Annotated in this window: 15 protein-coding genes and 1 other RNA gene; 4 read left to right on the top strand and 12 right to left on the bottom strand. The window is 71.5% G+C overall.

Annotation, left to right across the window (positions count from 1 at the left end; genetic code table 11):
- Positions 1 to 20: 20 nt before the first annotated feature.
- From GT045_RS28610 to GT045_RS28590, 5 genes are all read right to left on the bottom strand, one after another.
- Positions 21 to 605 carry a sigma-70 family RNA polymerase sigma factor gene (locus GT045_RS28610; RefSeq protein WP_161295689.1) on the bottom strand — a complete coding sequence of 195 codons (585 nt, stop codon included), beginning with the start codon at positions 603 to 605 and terminating at the stop codon, positions 21 to 23.
- A 246-nt stretch (positions 606 to 851) separates the two neighbouring features.
- Entirely contained in the window at positions 852 to 1,445 is a 594-nt protein-coding gene (locus GT045_RS28605; RefSeq protein WP_161335951.1) for an ABATE domain-containing protein, read from the bottom strand.
- A 142-nt stretch (positions 1,446 to 1,587) separates the two neighbouring features.
- Entirely contained in the window at positions 1,588 to 2,739 is a 1,152-nt protein-coding gene (locus tag GT045_RS28600) for a uroporphyrinogen-III synthase (RefSeq protein ID WP_161289776.1), read from the bottom strand.
- An 86-nt stretch (positions 2,740 to 2,825) separates the two neighbouring features.
- Positions 2,826 to 4,199 carry a nitrate/nitrite transporter gene (locus tag GT045_RS28595; protein ID WP_161335950.1) on the bottom strand — a complete coding sequence of 458 codons (1,374 nt, stop codon included), beginning with the start codon at positions 4,197 to 4,199 and terminating at the stop codon, positions 2,826 to 2,828.
- 351 nt (positions 4,200 to 4,550) lie between these two features.
- On the bottom strand, positions 4,551 to 5,528 hold the full coding sequence (locus tag GT045_RS28590) for a LysR family transcriptional regulator (RefSeq protein ID WP_161335949.1): 978 nt from the start codon (positions 5,526 to 5,528) through the stop codon (positions 4,551 to 4,553).
- Positions 5,529 to 5,612: 84 nt separating this feature from the next.
- Between GT045_RS28590 and GT045_RS28585 the strand changes: the two genes are divergently transcribed.
- From GT045_RS28585 to GT045_RS28580, 3 genes are all read left to right on the top strand, one after another.
- Entirely contained in the window at positions 5,613 to 6,827 is a 1,215-nt protein-coding gene (locus GT045_RS28585; protein WP_237538945.1) for an MFS transporter, read from the top strand.
- Between the two features lie 436 nt (positions 6,828 to 7,263).
- Entirely contained in the window at positions 7,264 to 7,386 is a 123-nt protein-coding gene (locus tag GT045_RS40535) for a hypothetical protein (protein ID WP_272921411.1), read from the top strand.
- A gap of 314 nt (positions 7,387 to 7,700) precedes the next feature.
- Positions 7,701 to 9,029 carry a helix-turn-helix transcriptional regulator gene (locus GT045_RS28580; protein ID WP_161289784.1) on the top strand — a complete coding sequence of 443 codons (1,329 nt, stop codon included), beginning with the start codon at positions 7,701 to 7,703 and terminating at the stop codon, positions 9,027 to 9,029.
- A 61-nt stretch (positions 9,030 to 9,090) separates the two neighbouring features.
- Here GT045_RS28580 and ssrA read toward each other — a convergent pair.
- The 5 genes from ssrA to ftsE all read right to left on the bottom strand — a co-directional run bounded on the left by ssrA (position 9,091) and on the right by ftsE (position 13,061).
- Positions 9,091 to 9,459: a transfer-messenger RNA gene (gene ssrA / locus GT045_RS28575) on the bottom strand.
- Positions 9,460 to 9,569: 110 nt separating this feature from the next.
- Positions 9,570 to 10,112: an SsrA-binding protein SmpB gene (gene smpB, locus GT045_RS28570; RefSeq protein ID WP_161289802.1), complete on the bottom strand. Its 543-nt coding sequence runs from the start codon at positions 10,110 to 10,112 to the stop codon at positions 9,570 to 9,572.
- A 68-nt stretch (positions 10,113 to 10,180) separates the two neighbouring features.
- Positions 10,181 to 11,350, bottom strand: a complete 1,170-nt coding sequence (locus tag GT045_RS28565) for a S41 family peptidase (RefSeq protein ID WP_202529107.1) — start codon at positions 11,348 to 11,350, stop codon at positions 10,181 to 10,183.
- A 67-nt stretch (positions 11,351 to 11,417) separates the two neighbouring features.
- On the bottom strand, positions 11,418 to 12,335 hold the full coding sequence (gene ftsX / locus GT045_RS28560; protein ID WP_161289787.1) for a permease-like cell division protein FtsX: 918 nt from the start codon (positions 12,333 to 12,335) through the stop codon (positions 11,418 to 11,420).
- A 36-nt stretch (positions 12,336 to 12,371) separates the two neighbouring features.
- The gene (gene ftsE / locus GT045_RS28555) at positions 12,372 to 13,061 is read right to left on the bottom strand and encodes a cell division ATP-binding protein FtsE (protein WP_020940379.1); all 690 of its coding nucleotides are present in this window, start codon (positions 13,059 to 13,061) and stop codon (positions 12,372 to 12,374) included.
- Between the two features lie 244 nt (positions 13,062 to 13,305).
- Between ftsE and GT045_RS28550 the strand changes: the two genes are divergently transcribed.
- On the top strand, positions 13,306 to 13,506 hold the full coding sequence (locus tag GT045_RS28550) for a hypothetical protein (RefSeq protein WP_161289797.1): 201 nt from the start codon (positions 13,306 to 13,308) through the stop codon (positions 13,504 to 13,506).
- A 94-nt stretch (positions 13,507 to 13,600) separates the two neighbouring features.
- Here the strand turns inward: GT045_RS28550 and GT045_RS28545 are convergent, their stop codons facing one another.
- The gene (locus tag GT045_RS28545) at positions 13,601 to 14,560 is read right to left on the bottom strand and encodes a hypothetical protein (RefSeq protein WP_161335948.1); all 960 of its coding nucleotides are present in this window, start codon (positions 14,558 to 14,560) and stop codon (positions 13,601 to 13,603) included.
- A 293-nt stretch (positions 14,561 to 14,853) separates the two neighbouring features.
- On the bottom strand, positions 14,854 to 15,960 hold the full coding sequence (gene prfB / locus GT045_RS28540; protein WP_161335947.1) for a peptide chain release factor 2: 1,107 nt from the start codon (positions 15,958 to 15,960) through the stop codon (positions 14,854 to 14,856).
- Between the last annotated feature and the right edge of the window lie 227 nt (positions 15,961 to 16,187).

Raw genomic sequence — 16,187 nt, 5'->3', positions numbered from 1 at the left:
CCCCCCGTACCCACTGCTCATCACGCCGTCACCCCCCGCTCCTCCAGTGCCAGCTTCATCGACCGCAGGGCGTAGAACACCCGGGAGCGGACGGTGCCGCTCGGTATGCCCAGCGTCTGGGCCGCCTCATTGACGGTACGCCCTTTGAAGTACGTCTCGACGAGCACCTCCCGGTGGGCCGGGGTCAGGTCGTCGAGCGCGTCCGACAGCGTCATCAGCCACAGCGCCTTGTCGATCTCGTCCTCCGCGGGGATGACCTCCAGCGGCGACGGATCGACCTCCTGCGGCCGGGCCTGCCGGCTGCGGTGGCCGTCGATGACGATGCGGCGTGCGACCGTCACCAGCCAGGGGCGTACCGAACCGGTCGCCCGATTGAGCTGACCGGCGTTCTTCCAGGCACGGATGAGTGTTTCCTGTACGACGTCCTCGGCACGCTGCCGATCACCGGCGACCAGTCGCAGGACATACGCGAGCAGAGGTCCGGCGTGCTCCCGGTAGAGCGCACGCATCAGCTCCTCATCCGGCTCCGAGGGCTGTGAGGACATGCGATGTCGGGCCCTCATTCCACGTTCATTGGCCACGGCCGCATCCTTGCGCACGCCCACCTCCGGTGTCCGGGGGTTCCCCCAGTCGGTCGCTCGCCCACCCGTACGCACCGCAACGGCCGGGTGTTCAAACCGGAGTGACAGATTTCTCGGGGATGGCGTGACGAGCGGGACATGGGAGCACATTCCCACCGGCCGATCTTTACATTTCCGACACACCGCCAGGAGGGCCGGGCGATACCCGTGTAGACGCCAACGAAACGCGGTGTTACGGAAATCACGCCCGCCGCGGGGGCTCCGTCGCCCTCAGGCCCGGGTGAGCGCGGCCCGCCGCCGGTGCCGGGCGACCCGCTCCCGGTTCCCGCACACCTCGCTGGAACACCAGCGGCGGCGCCGGCCGCGGGAGGTGTCGACGTACACCAGGGGGCAGTTGTCCCCCTCGCACTCCCGCACGGCGGCCCACGCCACGGGGTCGGTGAGCAGCTCCACGGCGTCCCGGGCCACGACGGCGAGCAGGGCCGCGCAGCCGGGCGGTTCCGCCAGCTCCCGCACGAGGCGGCCGTCCGGGGCGCGTACGGCCAGCGGCGCCGGCGGCGCGGTCCGGGCCGCCTCGTTGACCCGGCGGAGGGCCACCCCGTACGGCGGTGCCTGCGCGCCTGCCACGCCCCGCACCAACAGCCCTACGTCCCGCCGCAGTTCCCGGAAACCGGCCAGCCAGGAGCCGTCGGCGTGCTCCAGCGGCGTACCGGCCGGCACGAGCCCGGCTCCCCCGATCCACGCCCGCAACGCCGTGGTCCCGTCGAGCCGTTCGCCCGGATGCGCGGTGGCGAGCAGGTCCAGACACATCCGCCCGGCGTCGAACCGCAGCTCGTACGGGGGCGTGGGGCTACCGGATGCCATGTGCGAGTCACCGCCTGGGCAGGAACCGTGCGGAAGCGTGCGGGGGGCCGGTGCGCCCCGCCTCTCACAGTGCCCCTCCGGAGGGTGCGCCGGAACCCCCCGTGCCGCGGTTCCGTCACCCGCGCCGGAGGAGGGGCGTGGCTCAGTCGTCCGCGTACTTCGCGTCCGCCGCCGGGTCCAGGGCCAGGCGGTAGCCCCGTTTGACGACCGTCTGGATGAGTTTCGGCGCGCCGAGGGCCGCGCGGAGCCGGGCCATCGCGGTCTCCACGGCGTGTTCGTCGCGGCCCGCCCCCGGCAGGGCGCGGAGCAGGTCGGCGCGGGCCACCACCCAGCCGGGGCGGCGGGACAGGGCGCGCAGGAGGGCCATGCCGGCCGGCGGGACCGGCCTGAGGTCGCCGTCGACCAGGACCGCGTGGCCGCGGATCTCCACCTGATGACCGGCGACGGGCAACGACCGGGCGCGGGCCGGCAGTTCCCGGCACAGGAGCTGGACCAGGGGTCCGAGGCGGAAGCGCTCCGGCTGGACCGTCTCCACCCCGCGCGCCTGGAGGGGGAGCGCGGTGACCGGGCCCACGCAGGCCGGCAGGACGTCGTGGGCCAGGGCCGACAGCAGCTCGTCCAGCTGACCGCGGTGCTCCGCGCGGGAGAGGAGGGAGGCCGCGGCGGGGGCGCTGGTGAAGGTGAGGGCGTCCAGACCGCGGGTGACGGCCGCGTCCAGCAGGCGGTCCAGCGGGCCGGGGTCCTCCGGGGGCAGCCAGCGGTAGACGGGGACCGACAGCACCTCCGCCCCGGCGGCACGCAGCGACTCGATGAAGCCGGGCAGGGGCTCGCCGTGCAGCTGCACGGCGACGCGGGTGCCGTCGACTCCCTCCTCCAGGAGGCGGTCGAGCACCTCGGCCAGGGACTCCGAGTCCGGTGACCACTCCTCGGTGAGTCCGGCCGCCCGTATGGCGCCCTTGACCTTCGGGCCGCGGGCCAGCAGCCGCGTCCCGCCCAGCCGGCCGAGCAGCCGCTCGCCGAGCCCCCAGCCGTCGGCGGCCTCGACCCAGCCCCGGAAGCCGATGGCGGTGGTGGCCACGACGACGTCCGGTACCCGGTCGATGATCTCCTCGGTGGCGGCGAGCAGTTCGCTGTCGTCGGCGAGCGGCACGATCCGCAGGGCGGGTGCGTGCAGCACGCCGGCGCCGCGCCGCTGGAGCAGGGCGCCCAGTTCGTCGGCCCGGCGCGCGGCGGTGACCCCCACCGTGAAACCGGCGAGGGGACCGTGCTCGGGCTGCTGCTCTTCGTCGTCCATGGGCTCTCCTAGCTGACCGGCGCGCCGGCCGAGCCTGTCAACGGGCCGTGACGGGCTCGGTTCCGGCGGATGTCGCCGGTGTTACGTCACACCTCGGCATGGCTGAGCCGTTCCCTCGCCTGCGGTGCCACCGCCGTGAGCGGCATCCGCCCGGCGGGGCGGCGAAGGTATACGGCCCAGGTGATCACGGAACAGACAGCGTAGAAGGCGAGGAAGGCGACGAACGCGCCGGTGCCGGAGCCGTGGGTGAGGAAGGACTGGCGGAAGGCGAGGTTGATGCCGACACCGCCGAGTGCGCCGACCGCTCCGACCAGCCCCATGGCGGCGCCGGACAGCCGCCGGCCGTGGGCGACGGCCGCCTCGCCCGACAGCCCCGCGGCCAGGGCCTTGGCCTGGAAGATGCCGGGGAGCATCTTGAACGCCGAACCGTTGCCGAGCCCGCTGAGCATGAACAGGACGACGAAGGCGGCCACGAACAGCGGCAGCGACCCGTGCATGCCGGCCACGATGAGCACGGCGGTGGCGGCGGCCATGCCGACGTAGTTCCACAGGGTGATGCGGGCGCCGCCGTGACGGTCGGCGAGCCACCCGCCGACGGGGCGGACGAGGGAGCCGAGCAGCGGGCCGATGAAGGTGAGGTACGCCGCCTGCAGCGGACTGCGGCCGAACTGGTTGGTGAGCACCTGGCCGAAGGCGAAGCTGTAGCCGATGAAGGAGCCGAAGGTGCCGACGTAGAGGACGGACATGATCCAGGTGTGGACGTCCTTCGCGGCGTCCTTGGCCGCTCCGGTGTCGTTCGACACCGCGGCGAGGTTGTCCATGTACAGGGCGGCCAGCACGGCGGCCACGACGATCAGCGGGATGTAGATCCCCAGCAGCAGGCGCGGGCCGCCGCCGGCGCCGATGACGGCGAGTGCGACGAGCTGGACGACGGGCACGCCGATGTTGCCGCCGCCGGCGTTGAGACCCAGCGCCCACCCCTTCCTCCGCAGCGGGAAGAAGGCGTTGATGTTGGTCATGGAGGAGGCGAAGTTGCCCCCGCCGATGCCGGTCAGCAGACCCACCAGGAGGAAGGTCGAAAAGGACGTCCCCGGTTCCGTCACCACGAACGCGGCGACGGCCGGGACGAGCAGCAGGGCCGCCGAGACGACCGTCCAGTTGCGCCCGCCGAAGACGGCGACGGCGAAGGTGTACGGCACCCGGACGACCGCGCCGACCAGCGTGACCATCGAGGTCAGCAGGAACTTGTCGGCGGGGGTGAGCCCGTACTCCGGGCCCATGAACAGCACGAGGACGGACCACAGGGTCCAGACGGAGAAGCCGATGTGTTCGGACAGCACGGAGAACCAGAGGTTCCGGCGCGCGATCCGCTCCCCCGTCGCCTGCCAGAAACTTTCGTCCTCGGGGTCCCAGTGCGCGATCCAGCGGCCACTGCGACGGGTTGGGGCTGGGGCTGTCATCACGCCTCCACGGTGCTCCGGCTGCTCGGTCTGCCGACCGCTGACTGCGCCCGAAGGTAGGGAGGGCGCGTTTCCGGCCCGTGGCCCTGGGTGACCGGGCGGGAACGTTGCTCTCACGTGCGGCACGGGACGGCGGTGAGGCCGCGGCCGCCGGTCCGCCGACGGCGGCCGTCTTAGGCGGACGGCGGCAGCAGCTGTCGGCACTCGTGGGAGGCGGACGGCGGCAGCGGTCGTCGGCGCCCGACGGAGGCGGACGGCCGCAGCAGTCGTCGGCGCCCGGCGGAGGCGGACGGCGCGGTACGGCGGCGGGGCCGGAGCGCGGGGAGCGTTGCCGGCGGGCCGCGGGCCCGTTCAGTGGCCGGGGTTCATCACGGCCTCGTCGGCGGCCGGGATCCACGCGCCGGCCGGGCGCGTCAGCCACCCCTGCGCCCGCGCGGTTTCGGCGGCCGCCCGGCGCAGCGCGTCGAGTCCGGGATGGGACAGGCCCTTGCGCCAGACGAGGGAGACGGGGGACAGCGGCACGGGGCCGACGAGGGGCCGCCGTACCGTGCCGGGCATGGGCGGGAAGTCCACCACGGCCAGCACCGGAGTGCGGGTCTTCGCCATGACGCGGCCGAACTCCTCGTCCCCGACGGCCAGCGGCTGGGGCGGGGCGAGCCGGACGGACCGGCCCCCGAACAGGCGCAGGGCCAGGTCGGTCCACTCCCGGGTGCGCGGGTTGCCGGCACCGGCGTACACCGTCTCCCCGGCCAGCGCGGACACCGGCACCTCGGGCAGGCGGGCCAGCGGGTGGTCCTCGGGCAGGACGACGGCCATCGGCTCGTACCGCACCGGCTGCTGCTCCAGCCCGGAGCGCAGGGCCGCGTCGAGGCCGGCGAAGCGGCCGAAGGAGGCGTCCAGGCGGCCGGCGAGCAGGTCGGCGGCGGCTCCGGTGAGGCCGCTCTCGTAGCGGGCCATCAGCTCGCAGCCGGGGGCGAGTTCCCGGGCCCGGAGCAGCACCCGGCGGCCGGTGACCAGGCCCGTGGTGTTGAGGTCGACCAGCAGCGGGCGGCCCTGGCCTGCCGCGAACGCGGCGAGCAGGTCGTCCTGGGCGGCGAGGACGCGGCGCGCGTGGGGCAGCAGGCGTTCGCCGTCCGGGGTCAGCGTGACCTGCCGGGTGGTGCGCAGGAACAGCTCGGCGCCCAACTCCCGCTCCAGTCGCCGTACATCACGGCTGAGCGCCTGCTGGGCGACGTACAGCGCGGCCGCGGCCCGGGTGAAGTGCAGTTCCTCGGCGACGGCGACGAAGGCGCGCAGCAGGCGGGGGTCCAGGTGGGCGGGGACGGACATGGCGGCGAATCTACAACGCCGGTGCGTGAATCGGCCCGCGGAAGGTGTTGGACCCGGTGATCCGCCCCGGGTGACCGTAGCCGCATGCCGCAGCAGACCACCGAGGACCACCCGATACGCAGCAGTGGCCGGACGTCCACGGGGTACCGGCGCCTGTTCGCCCTCCCCGGCGCCCGTGCCTTCACCGCCGGCAATCTCCTGGCCCGCCTCCCCATGGGCATGTTCAGCGTGAGCGCGGTCGTGATGATCGCCGGCACCCGGGGCTCGTACGCCCTCGCCGGTGCGGTCACCGCGACCGGGCTCACCGCGACCGCGGTGGCCGGGCCCTGGCTCGCCCGCCTGGTCGACCGGCACGGACAGGCCCGGATCGCGCTGCCGGCCACCGTCGTCTCGGCGCTCGGCAGCCTCGCGCTGCTGCTGTGCGTGCGTCACGGCGCCCCCGACTGGACCCTGTTCGCCGCCTACGCCGGTACCGCCGCCACCACCCCCAACATCGGCGGCCTCTCCCGGGCCCGCTGGGCCCATCTGCTGCGCGACGAGCCCGGCGCGCTGCACACGGCGAACGCGTTCGAGCAGGCCGCGGACGAGCTGTGCTTCATGCTCGGGCCGGTGCTCGCGTCCTTCCTGGCCGGGGCGCTCTTCCCGGAGGCGGGCACGCTCGTGGGGGCGGTGCTGCTGCTGGCCGGGATGGTGCTGTTCACCGCCCAGCGGGCCACCGAGCCGCCACCGCGGGCCCGTTCGAAGGCTGCGTCACCGCTGCGCAGCCCCGGTGTCCCGGCGCTGCTGGTCTGCTTCGTGGCCACCGGCGCGGTGTTCGGCTCGACGGAGGTCGTCACGATCGCATACGCCGACTCGCTGGGACAGCGGGCGGCGGCGGGTGCGGTGCTCGCCCTCCAGGCGGCCGGCTCGTGTGCGGCTGGGCTGGCGTACGGGGCGCTGAAACCGGCCGGTCCGCGGCTGCGCCGGTGCCTGGCCGCCATGGCGGTACTCATGACCCTGCCCTGGGCGGCGGCCGGCACGGGCTCGCTCGTGGTGCTCGCCGGTGCGCTGCTGGTCGCGGGGATGGCGACCGCGCCCACCATGGTCACGGCGATGACCCTGGTGCAGCGGCGCACGCCGGCCGACCGGCTGAACGAGGGCATGAGCCTGATGGTGACCGGACTGCTCACCGGCATCGCCTGCGGCTCGGCGACGGGCGGCTGGGCGACGGAGCACCTCTCCCCCGTCGCCGCCTTCGCGGTGCCGGCCGCGGCGGCCGCCTTGGCCCTGCTCATCGGCTCGGTGTCAACTCGCGCATGAAGCGGTCAATGTGCGCATCCTTACGGACGGCGATCGTGGTTAAGCGGATCGTTATCAACGTGACCGATCCCACACGATCGGGTTTCGTCTACGACCGGGAACGCTCCCCCGGCGCACGGCGCGTAGCCACACGCCCCGGGCGCCCTGCCGTCCCGGCACACCCGTAACGGCCGTGAACTGCGACAACCCTCAACAACCACCGTTCGCGCACCGGCCGTTCGCAGGTCACCTTGCCGCCCTGCCGAGAAGTACAGCAATCAACTGATCGTCAAATAGACAATTGGCAACGAAGTTGGGGCACGACGCGTTCTCAACTCGGCCGGTGTGACGCGTGTGACCCGGTAGGCTCATCTCAACATCGTCTCTCGTGGCGCACTTCGCGATCGGTCGTCCGATCGGGGCCGTTCGTGCTCTGCGAACGAGAGGAGGTGCGCGCGTGGAGAACCCGCCCGATGGCGGCGGGCGGGACAACCGGAAGACCGGCAGGAAGATCTTCGGTTGGCTGGCGCTCCAGGCACTGAGTGTCTGGCTGCGTCACCAGCTGGAAAGCTTCTTCTGACGGCGAAAGACCCCCTGTTGCAGCAGGGGGTCTTCGGAGGTCTCGCTCCCACACGCCGGCCCTGCGCCCCCGCCAACGGACAACAACCGTGGGGGCCAGGGCCACTTTCACAGCCGATCTATGTGGACCGCAGTCATCAAACCTGGGCCCGACGTCCTCCAACCTCGCGCATTTCAGCGGACGCATCCACCGGTTCAGCCGCCTAAAAGCAAAGCGAACCAGGTCAGTTGCGGCCGCCTCCCTGGGACGAGACGCGGACACGGCCTGGGAATGGTACCCCTAAAGTGGTCCTCCCGAGGAGGATGAACACGCGCATGGCACGAGGACTGGCCGATTTCAGCGCATCGGAGCTGCGGGCGCTCCGTATGAACCTCTCCGCTCGTCCCGGTGCGGTGGCCATGACGGCCGAGGAGCTGGCGCGGGCCGTCGGAACCACCAAGGCCCAGATACTGGCCTACGAGAACGGGCACCGAGTGCCGGACCCGCCCCGGGTCCGCGCCCTCGCGCGGGCCCTGGGCGTCCGGCCCTCCGCCCTGATGAACCCCCAGGGCCCCGCCTCCTGGGACATCGCCGACGTGCGCCGCGCCTGCGGACTGCGGGCCCGGGACGTGGTGGACGCGCTCGGGGTGTCGCCCAAGAACTACCGGCGCTTCGAGAACGAGGGCATCGTGCCCAGCCGGCGTCCCTGCTTCCTGGACGAGGTGGCGGCGCTGTTCGGGATCGCTCGCGCCACGCTGGAACGCGCCGTCAACCGCACCCCGGCAGCCCGCGGACGCCAGGAGCGGGCCGCGGAGCTGATCGGCGTCCTCGCCGAGCGCTACGTCCCCGCGCCCGGACCGTGGAAGGGCCCGGCGCCCGACGACCCGGCCCTGGTCGAACTGGCCGCCGCCTACGGCCGACCCGTGCCGCGCACCCGGCGCGTCCTGGCCTACGAGCTGGGCGAGCTGCGGCAGACGCACGTCCGCGCGGAGCGGGAGCGGGTCATCGCCGACTTCGACACCGACCGGGACCGGCAGGCCAACGCCCGGCTGGCCCTGCTGCGCTGGAAGCAGGTCTACGACCGGGAGCTGGGCCGCATCGTCCCGCGGATGGAGCAGTTCCACCGCAACGCCCAGCCCTCCACCTTCTGGCAGCTGCTGGTGGACCTGTACAACGTGGAGGCGCACGCCTCCCGGGCCGAGGGCGGCCTGTGGGCGGTGGCGAAGCTGCTCACCACCGACGTCGAGCGGCTGCCGCTCCACCTGGTCGAGCGGCGGTTCGTCGAGGGCGTCTGCGTGTGCCGGCTGACGGCGGCCGGACTCGCGCACCTCAACGCCTTCGCCGGCCTCTACGCGGCGCTGTATCCGGGGGTCCGCCGGCCGCTGCGCTCCACGCACCGCTCCGGCGGGTCGCGCGGCCGGCCGTCGCCGGGGACCGAGACCTTCTCCGTCCCCCGTCATGCCGAGCGGCTGGTCGTGCCGCAGCCCGCGCTGGAGGGATTCCGCGGTGTCGTGGCCGGCACCAAGTCGTTCATGACCGTGGAACTCAGCTCCCAGCTGCGGCTCACCGTCGGACCGAACTTCGTCGCGGCCGCCCCGGTCGAGGGCGAGCTGCCCGAGCCGGGACCGCTCGACGAGGGCTGGAAGGATCCGGCGCAGGCATGACGAAGGCCCCGCCGCTCGAAGCGGCGGGGCCTTCGCCCACATGGGGTACCCCCGGAGGGGTTGGTGGAGATGGCGGGAATCGAACCCGCGTCCAACGGTGCGGAATCAGGGCTTCTCCGTGTGCAGTTCGCTGTGATTTTCTCGGCCCCGGCGATCACGCGAACAAGTCGCCGACGGGCCCAGTCACTGTGAGATTTCCCTTTTCACCCCGTGACCGGGATCAAGGTTTAGTTCCCTAGCTGATGCCAGGATCCGGGTCGGGAACAGCCCCGGGCTGACACTTCGCAAGTCGCTACTTAGGCAGCGAGGGCGAAGGAATCGCGCTTGGTGTTGGCGATTATTTTTTGCGACATATGGTTTACGAGATCATTGCCGCTTCCTCGACACGCTTCCCCTGCTTCGACAGCCGCTGTCGAAACCGATCATCCCCATGTTGTTTTTTCAAACCCCTCCGTGGAGGGGGCGCGCACCCGCTGTGGGGTGCAGTGCCATCGTACGTGACCAACGCACGCGCGTGCCAGCTTATTCCCGGCGGACCGGTCAGCCGCCGCGCTGCCTGCGCTTCGCCGCCGCGATCGCGCGGTCCGACTCGCGCCGGTCCTGCTTCTCCCGCAGGGTCTGCCGCTTGTCGTACTCCTTCTTGCCCCGGGCGAGGGCGATCTCCGCCTTCGCGCGGCCGTCCCTGAAGTACAGGGAGAGGGGCACGATCGTGTGGCCCGTCTCCTGCGACTTCGACTCCAGCTTGTCGATCTCCTCGCGGTGCAGGAGCAGCTTGCGCTTGCGACGGGCGGAGTGGTTGGTCCAGCTGCCCTGGTGGTACTCGGGGATGTGGGCGTTGTGCAGCCACGCCTCACCGCGGTCGATGTGGACGAAGCCGTCCGTCAGCGAGGTCCTCCCCTCGCGCAGCGACTTCACCTCGGTACCCATGAGGACGAGCCCGGCCTCGAAGGTGTCGATGATCGCGTAGTCGTGCCGGGCCTTCTTGTTCTGGGCGACGATTTTGCGCTTGCCGCCCTTCTCGCCGTCCCGGGCCTTGCCGCCCCCGCCGCCCTGCTTGGGCTGGGACTCCTTCGGTACGTACATTCCCTTGCTCATAGTGACGCCATTTTCGCACCATGGAGGGGGTGCGGGGGAAGCGCATTTCGCGGGGACTACGAGCGGGCGCCCAGACCGGCGAGGACGGCCTCGGCCCGCCGCAGGGCGCTGGAGCCCGCCTCCAGGTCGGGCGTGACGCCCCGGCCGTCCACCGTGTGTCCGGCGGGGGTGCGGTAGTGGCCGACGGTCAGCTCGGCCACCGAGCCGTCCGGCAGCTTCGTCGGCATCTGGACGGAGCCCTTGCCGAAGGTCCGGGAGCCGATCACCACCGCGCGGCCCCGGTCCTGCAGGGCGCCGGTGAGCAGCTCGGCCGCGCTCATGGTGCCGCCGTCGACGAGGACGACCAGGGGCCGGTCGGTGTCGCCGCCCGGGGCGGCGTGCAAGGCGCGCTGGGCGCCGTCGACGTCGTAGGTGGCGACCAGGCCGCCGTCCAGGAAGACCGAGGCGGTGTCGACCGCCTCGGTGACCAGGCCGCCGGAGTTGCCCCGCAGGTCGAGGACGGTGCGGCCGTCGGCCGGGGCCGCCCGCAGGGCCTCGCGGACCGCGGCGGCGGCGCCCTTGGTGAACGCGGAGACCTTCAGCACGGTGACCCCGTCCGGCAGGCGGCGCACGGTCACGGAGTCGGTGGACAGCCGGGCCCGGTGCAGCGTCTCGCTCCACACGCGCGGGCCGCGCTGGAGGCCGAGGGTGACCGTCGTACCGGCCGGGGCGTCCTCGGCGTCCCCGCGGAGTAAGGCGATCACCTCGGTGACCGGCCGCCCGTCGACCCCGCTGCCGTCGACGCTGCGCAGCCGGTCGCCGGTGCGGATCCCGGCGTCGGCGGCGGGCGAGCCGGGCCGCACCTTGGTGACCTCGATCCGGCCGTCCGGCTCCCGCCGCGCCCACAGGCCGACGCCGGTGTAGCGGCCGTCGAGCGCGTCCTGGAACTCCTCGTACTCGCCCTCGGAGTAGACCGCGCCCCAGCGGTCCCCGCTGCGGCTGACGGCCCGCTCGGCCGCCTCCATGGGGGACTTGCCGTCGGCCATCGCCTCGGCGGCGGCCTTCGCGACGGCGTCGTGCCCGCCGGCCGGGCCCACCGGTCCGGCGGCCGCGCCGCGCGCGGGATCGCCTGGCTCCGGGAGGGAGCCGGTGGCGGCGCCGGCGATCAGCACACCGGCGAAGACCAATGTCAGGGCGGCCCCGCGGCGTCCGCGGCGGGGCTGACAGAACGGGTCACGGCCTGACATGGCGGTGAGTCTAGGACAACGCGAAGGGCCGTACGGGCGGATGCCCGTACGACCCTCTTGGCATGCGTCACACCTTCAGGTACTTGCGCAGCGCGAAGAACGCCGCAAGTGACGGCATCAGCACGCTCGTTGCGAGGATCAGCGGCAGCTTGGTCAACACCGCGTCCCAGCCGACGAAGTTGATCAGCGTGAGCTTGTGGGACAGGTCCATGCCGTGGTCGATGGTGAAGTAGCGGCCGAACACCAGGGCCACACAGGCGAGGCCGCCGCCGATCAGTCCGGCGACCGCGGCCTCGGCGATGAACGGCGCCTGGATGTAGAAGCCCGAGGCACCGACCAGGCGCATGATGCCGGTCTCGCGCCGGCGGCTGAACGCCGAGACACGCACGGTGTTGACGATCAGCAGCAGGGCGACGATCAGCATCATCGCCATCACGGCGAGCGCGCCCCGGTTCATCAGGTTCAGCAGCTGGAAGAGGTTGTCCAGGATGCCCTTCTGGTCCTGCACGGACTGCACGCCGTCGCGCCCGTTGAACGCGCTGGCGATCACCTGGTACTTCTGCGGGTCCTTGAGCTTGATCCGGTACGACTCCTGCATCTGGTCCGGCGTGAGCGACCCGGCCAGCGGCGAGTTGCCGAACTGCTCCTTGTAGTGCTTGTAGGCGTCGTCCTGTGACTCGTAGGTCACCTTCTCGACGACCGTCATCTCGTGCAGGTCCGCGAGGATCTGCTTCTTCTGGTCCTCGGTGACCGCGCCCTTGGCGCAGTGCACGTCGTTCTCCGCGTCGTGCTTGTTGCACAGGAAGATCGAGACGTTGACCTTGTCGTACCAGTAGCCCTTCATGGTGCTCACCTGGTCGCTCATCAGCAGCGAGCCGCCGAAGAGGGCCAGGGAGAGGGCGACGGAGACGATGACGGCGAAGGTCATCGTCAGATTGCGGCGGAGACCGACACCGATCTCCGACAGGACGAACTGGGCGCGCATGGCGGGTTCTTCAGGCCTTTCGGGAACTGGGGGCGGTCAGTGCTGGTAGCCGTAGACGCCGCGGGCCTGGTCGCGGACGAGGCGGCCCTTCTCCAGCTCGATGACGCGCTTACGCATCTGGTCCACGATGTTCTGGTCGTGCGTCGCCATGATGACGGTGGTGCCCGTCCGGTTGATCCGGTCGAGCAGCTTCATGATGCCGACGGAGGTCTGCGGGTCGAGGTTGCCGGTGGGCTCGTCGGCGATCAGCAGCTTGGGCCGGTTGACGAACGCGCGCGCGATGGCCACGCGCTGCTGTTCACCACCGGACAGCTCGCCCGGCCTGCGGTCCTCCTTGCCGCCGAGCCCGACGAGGTCGAGCACCTGCGGCACGGACTTGCGGATCTCACCGCGGGACTTGCCGATGACCTCCTGGGCGAAGGCCACGTTCTCCGCGACCGTCTTGTTCGGCAGCAGCCGGAAGTCCTGGAAGACGGTCCCCAGCTGGCGGCGCATCTGCGGCACCTTCCAGTTGGAGAGCCGTGCGAGGTCCTTGCCCAGCACGTGCACCTGACCGTGGCTGCACCGCTCCTCGCGGAGGACGAGCCGCAGGAAGGTGGACTTTCCGGAGCCGGAGGACCCCACGAGGAAGACGAACTCGCCCTTCTCCACTTCGAGGGAGACATCCCTGAGCGCGGGGCGGGTCTGCTTGGGGTAGACCTTGGAGACGTTGTCGAATCGGATCACGGATGCACCACGGGTCGCCGGGGGTAGATGAGCGTGACCATACGCGAACCGGGTGTGCAAGTGCAGTCGCAGGTTGAGGTTGGGCAAGACTTGTGCGTATTTGTACCGGCCTCTTTCCGCGTCCCCTCCGCGAAGGCCCCGCGCAGCCTCCTGCGGAACCTGGCACAGTGGAAGGGGACGAGGGGAACGTTCTCGTTCCCGTGAGCGTTGTACATGTGATGGCCGGTGCAAGGAGGGCGAGCGCATGACGTACGACCGGTTGGTGTGCGCGAACTGCGCGTCGCCCGTGAACGAGGGCCGGTGCCCGGTGTGCCGTGCCAACCGCGCGCGACTGCAGCAGGAGGGCTTCTTCGGGGGCCTGAACGGGCTGAACCCGATGGCGCTGCTGGCGGTGCTCGCGGTGCTGATCGCCACCGTGGCGCTGCTGGCCCACCAGACCGCGTGAGACGGTCCGCGCAGACGCCGTAAGGGCCCGGAGCGCGAAGCTCCGGGCCCTTACGTATGTGCGGTGCGAGCGGTGCGTGAGCGTACGGCTACGCTCAGGCGACGGCGCCGCCCCGGCCGCTCACCAGACGCGGCAGGATGCGGAAGCCGATGCCGCCGGCGATCATCGTCGCGGCGCCGACGAGCAGGAACGCGGTCTGCCCGGCACCGGTCTCGGCGAGCTGCTTGTCGCCGCCCTGGGCCACGGTGTCGGAGCCGGTGTCGGTCAGCGCCGAGGAGCCCTCGTCCTGCGGGACGTTGTCGTTGCCGCCGTCGGGGATGGTGTGGTTGCCACCGGTGGTGCTGCTGCCGCCGTCACCGGAGGTGCCGGTGCTGCCGGAAGTGCCGGTAGAGCCGGTAGAGCCGGTGGTGCCGCTGTCACCGGAGGTGCCGGTGGTGCCGGTCGAGCCGTCGTCGCCGGTGGTGCCGGTCGAACCGGTGGTGCCGGTCGAACCAGTGGTGCCGGTGGTACCGGTCGTACCGGTGGTCCCGGTCGTACCCGTGGTCCCGGTCGTACCGGTGGTACCGGTCGTACCCGTTGTCCCGGTAGTACCCGTGGTACCGGTCGTACCCGTGGTTCCAGTGGTACCGGTGGTCCCCGTGGTACCGGTGGTACCGGTGGTACCGGTGGTACCGGTGGTACCGGTGGTACCGGTGGTACCGGTGGTACCGGTGGTCCCCGTGGTTCCAGTGGTACCGGTAGTCCCCGTGGTGCCCGTGGTCTCAGTGGTACCCGTGGTGCCCGTGGTCCCAGTGGTGCCCGTGGTGCCCTCGGTCACGCCCACGATCGAGCCCTCGGTCACACCCACGATCGCGCCCTCGGTGGTGCCCTCCGTGGTGCCCTCGGTCGAGCCGGGGCTGTCAGCGCCGTCCGTGGTCACACCCAGGCTGATCGGACCCGCCTGGACGCCGAGGTCCAGGGCGGAAGCCGCGCCGGCCGCGGTGAGCGAGGCGCCGGCCGCGATCACGGCGCCGGCGGCTATCCGCGCGACCCGGATCCGCGTCTTCTTCGTCATATGGTTGCTACCCCCAGTAGCTGTTCGTCGATGGGGCGGTGCGGGGGGCGTGCCGTGATCGACGGAGGCAGCCGGTGACGAAGCGCGTCAACTCGATCCCCCGGTTCACATGCGCCCCTCAGTACGCATGCCGCGCCTCACCCTTCCCATTTTTCAAAGCAACGTCAAGGCCGTTGCGGGCGCAATGTCCGGGAGGGCGATGTTTGCGGGGGATTGAAGCCTGTGAGTGTGATGTAAAACCCAGACAAATGACAACTGCCGCCTCCGGGGCGGCAGTTGTCATGTCGACAAAGTTACTTCTCCTGCTGCTTGCGCCAGCGAATCCCGGCCTCCAGGAAACCGTCGATCTCGCCGTTGAACACGGCCTCGGGGTTGCCGACCTCGAACTCGGTGCGCAGGTCCTTGACCATCTGGTACGGGTGCAGCACGTACGAACGCATCTGGTTGCCCCAGGAGTTGCCGCCGTCGCCCTTGAGGGCGTCCATCTTGGCCTGCTCCTCCTGCCGGCGCCGCTCCAGCAGCTTGGCCTGGAGGACGTTCATGGCCGTGGCCTTGTTCTGGATCTGCGACCGCTCGTTCTGGCAGGAGACCACGATGCCGGTGGGCAGGTGCGTGATGCGGACCGCGGAGTCGGTCGTGTTGACGCCCTGGCCGCCGGGCCCGGAGGACCGGTAGACGTCGATGCGCAGCTCGCTCTCGTCGATCTCGACGTGGTCGGACTGCTCCACGACGGGAAGCACCTCGACGCCGGCGAAGGAGGTCTGGCGGCGCCCCTGGTTGTCGTAGGGCGAGATCCGCACGAGGCGGTGCGTGCCCTGCTCGACGGAGAGGGTGCCGTAGGCGTACGGCGCCTGCACGGAGAAGGTCGTCGACTTGATGCCGGCCTCTTCGGCGTACGACGTCTCGATCAGCTCGGTCTTGTAGCCGCGCTGCTCGGCCCAGCGCAGGTACATGCGCTGGAGCTTCTCGGCGAAGTCGGCGGCGTCGACGCCACCGGCCTCGGCGCGGATGTTGACGAGCGCCTCACGGGAGTCGTACTCGCCGGACAGGAGGGTACGGACCTCCATCTCGTCCAGCGACTTCTTCACCGCGACCAGCTCGGACTCGGCCTCGGCGCGGGTGTCCGGGTCGTTCTCCTCCTCGGCCATCTCGAAGAGGACCGCGAGGTCGTCGATCCGCCCGCGCAGCGCCTCCGCCTTCCTGACCTCGGCCTGGAGGTGGGAGAGCTTGCTGGTGATCTTCTGCGCCTCGTCCGGGTTGTCCCACAGGGACGGCGCGGCCGCCTGCTCCTCGAGCACGGCGATGTCTGCCCTCAACGCATCGAGGTCCAGGACGGCCTCGATCGACTCCATGGTCGAGGAGAGGGACTTCAGCTCTTCGGATACATCGACGACTGCCACGCCTCCAGCGTAACGGCTACGGCAAGCGTCCCCGCCCGCCGCTCCGCCGGGTCAGGGTGCCGACGTGCTGTGGGTGTCCTGGGCGGGCCGGTCGTCGCCCCCGGAGGACGCCCAGTAGGCGCCGGCGCCCACCGCCGCCGCCACGACCACCCCGGCCACGCCCAGCGTGATCCGGCGCCGGCGCACGGCCGCCCGGTGCCGGGCCGAGCCCGGCCGGGGCGCACCGG

This window comes from Streptomyces sp. SID486, assembly GCF_009865385.1.
Lineage (GTDB): Bacteria > Actinomycetota > Actinomycetes > Streptomycetales > Streptomycetaceae > Streptomyces.
This window is presented reverse-complemented; position numbering and strand designations above follow the sequence as displayed.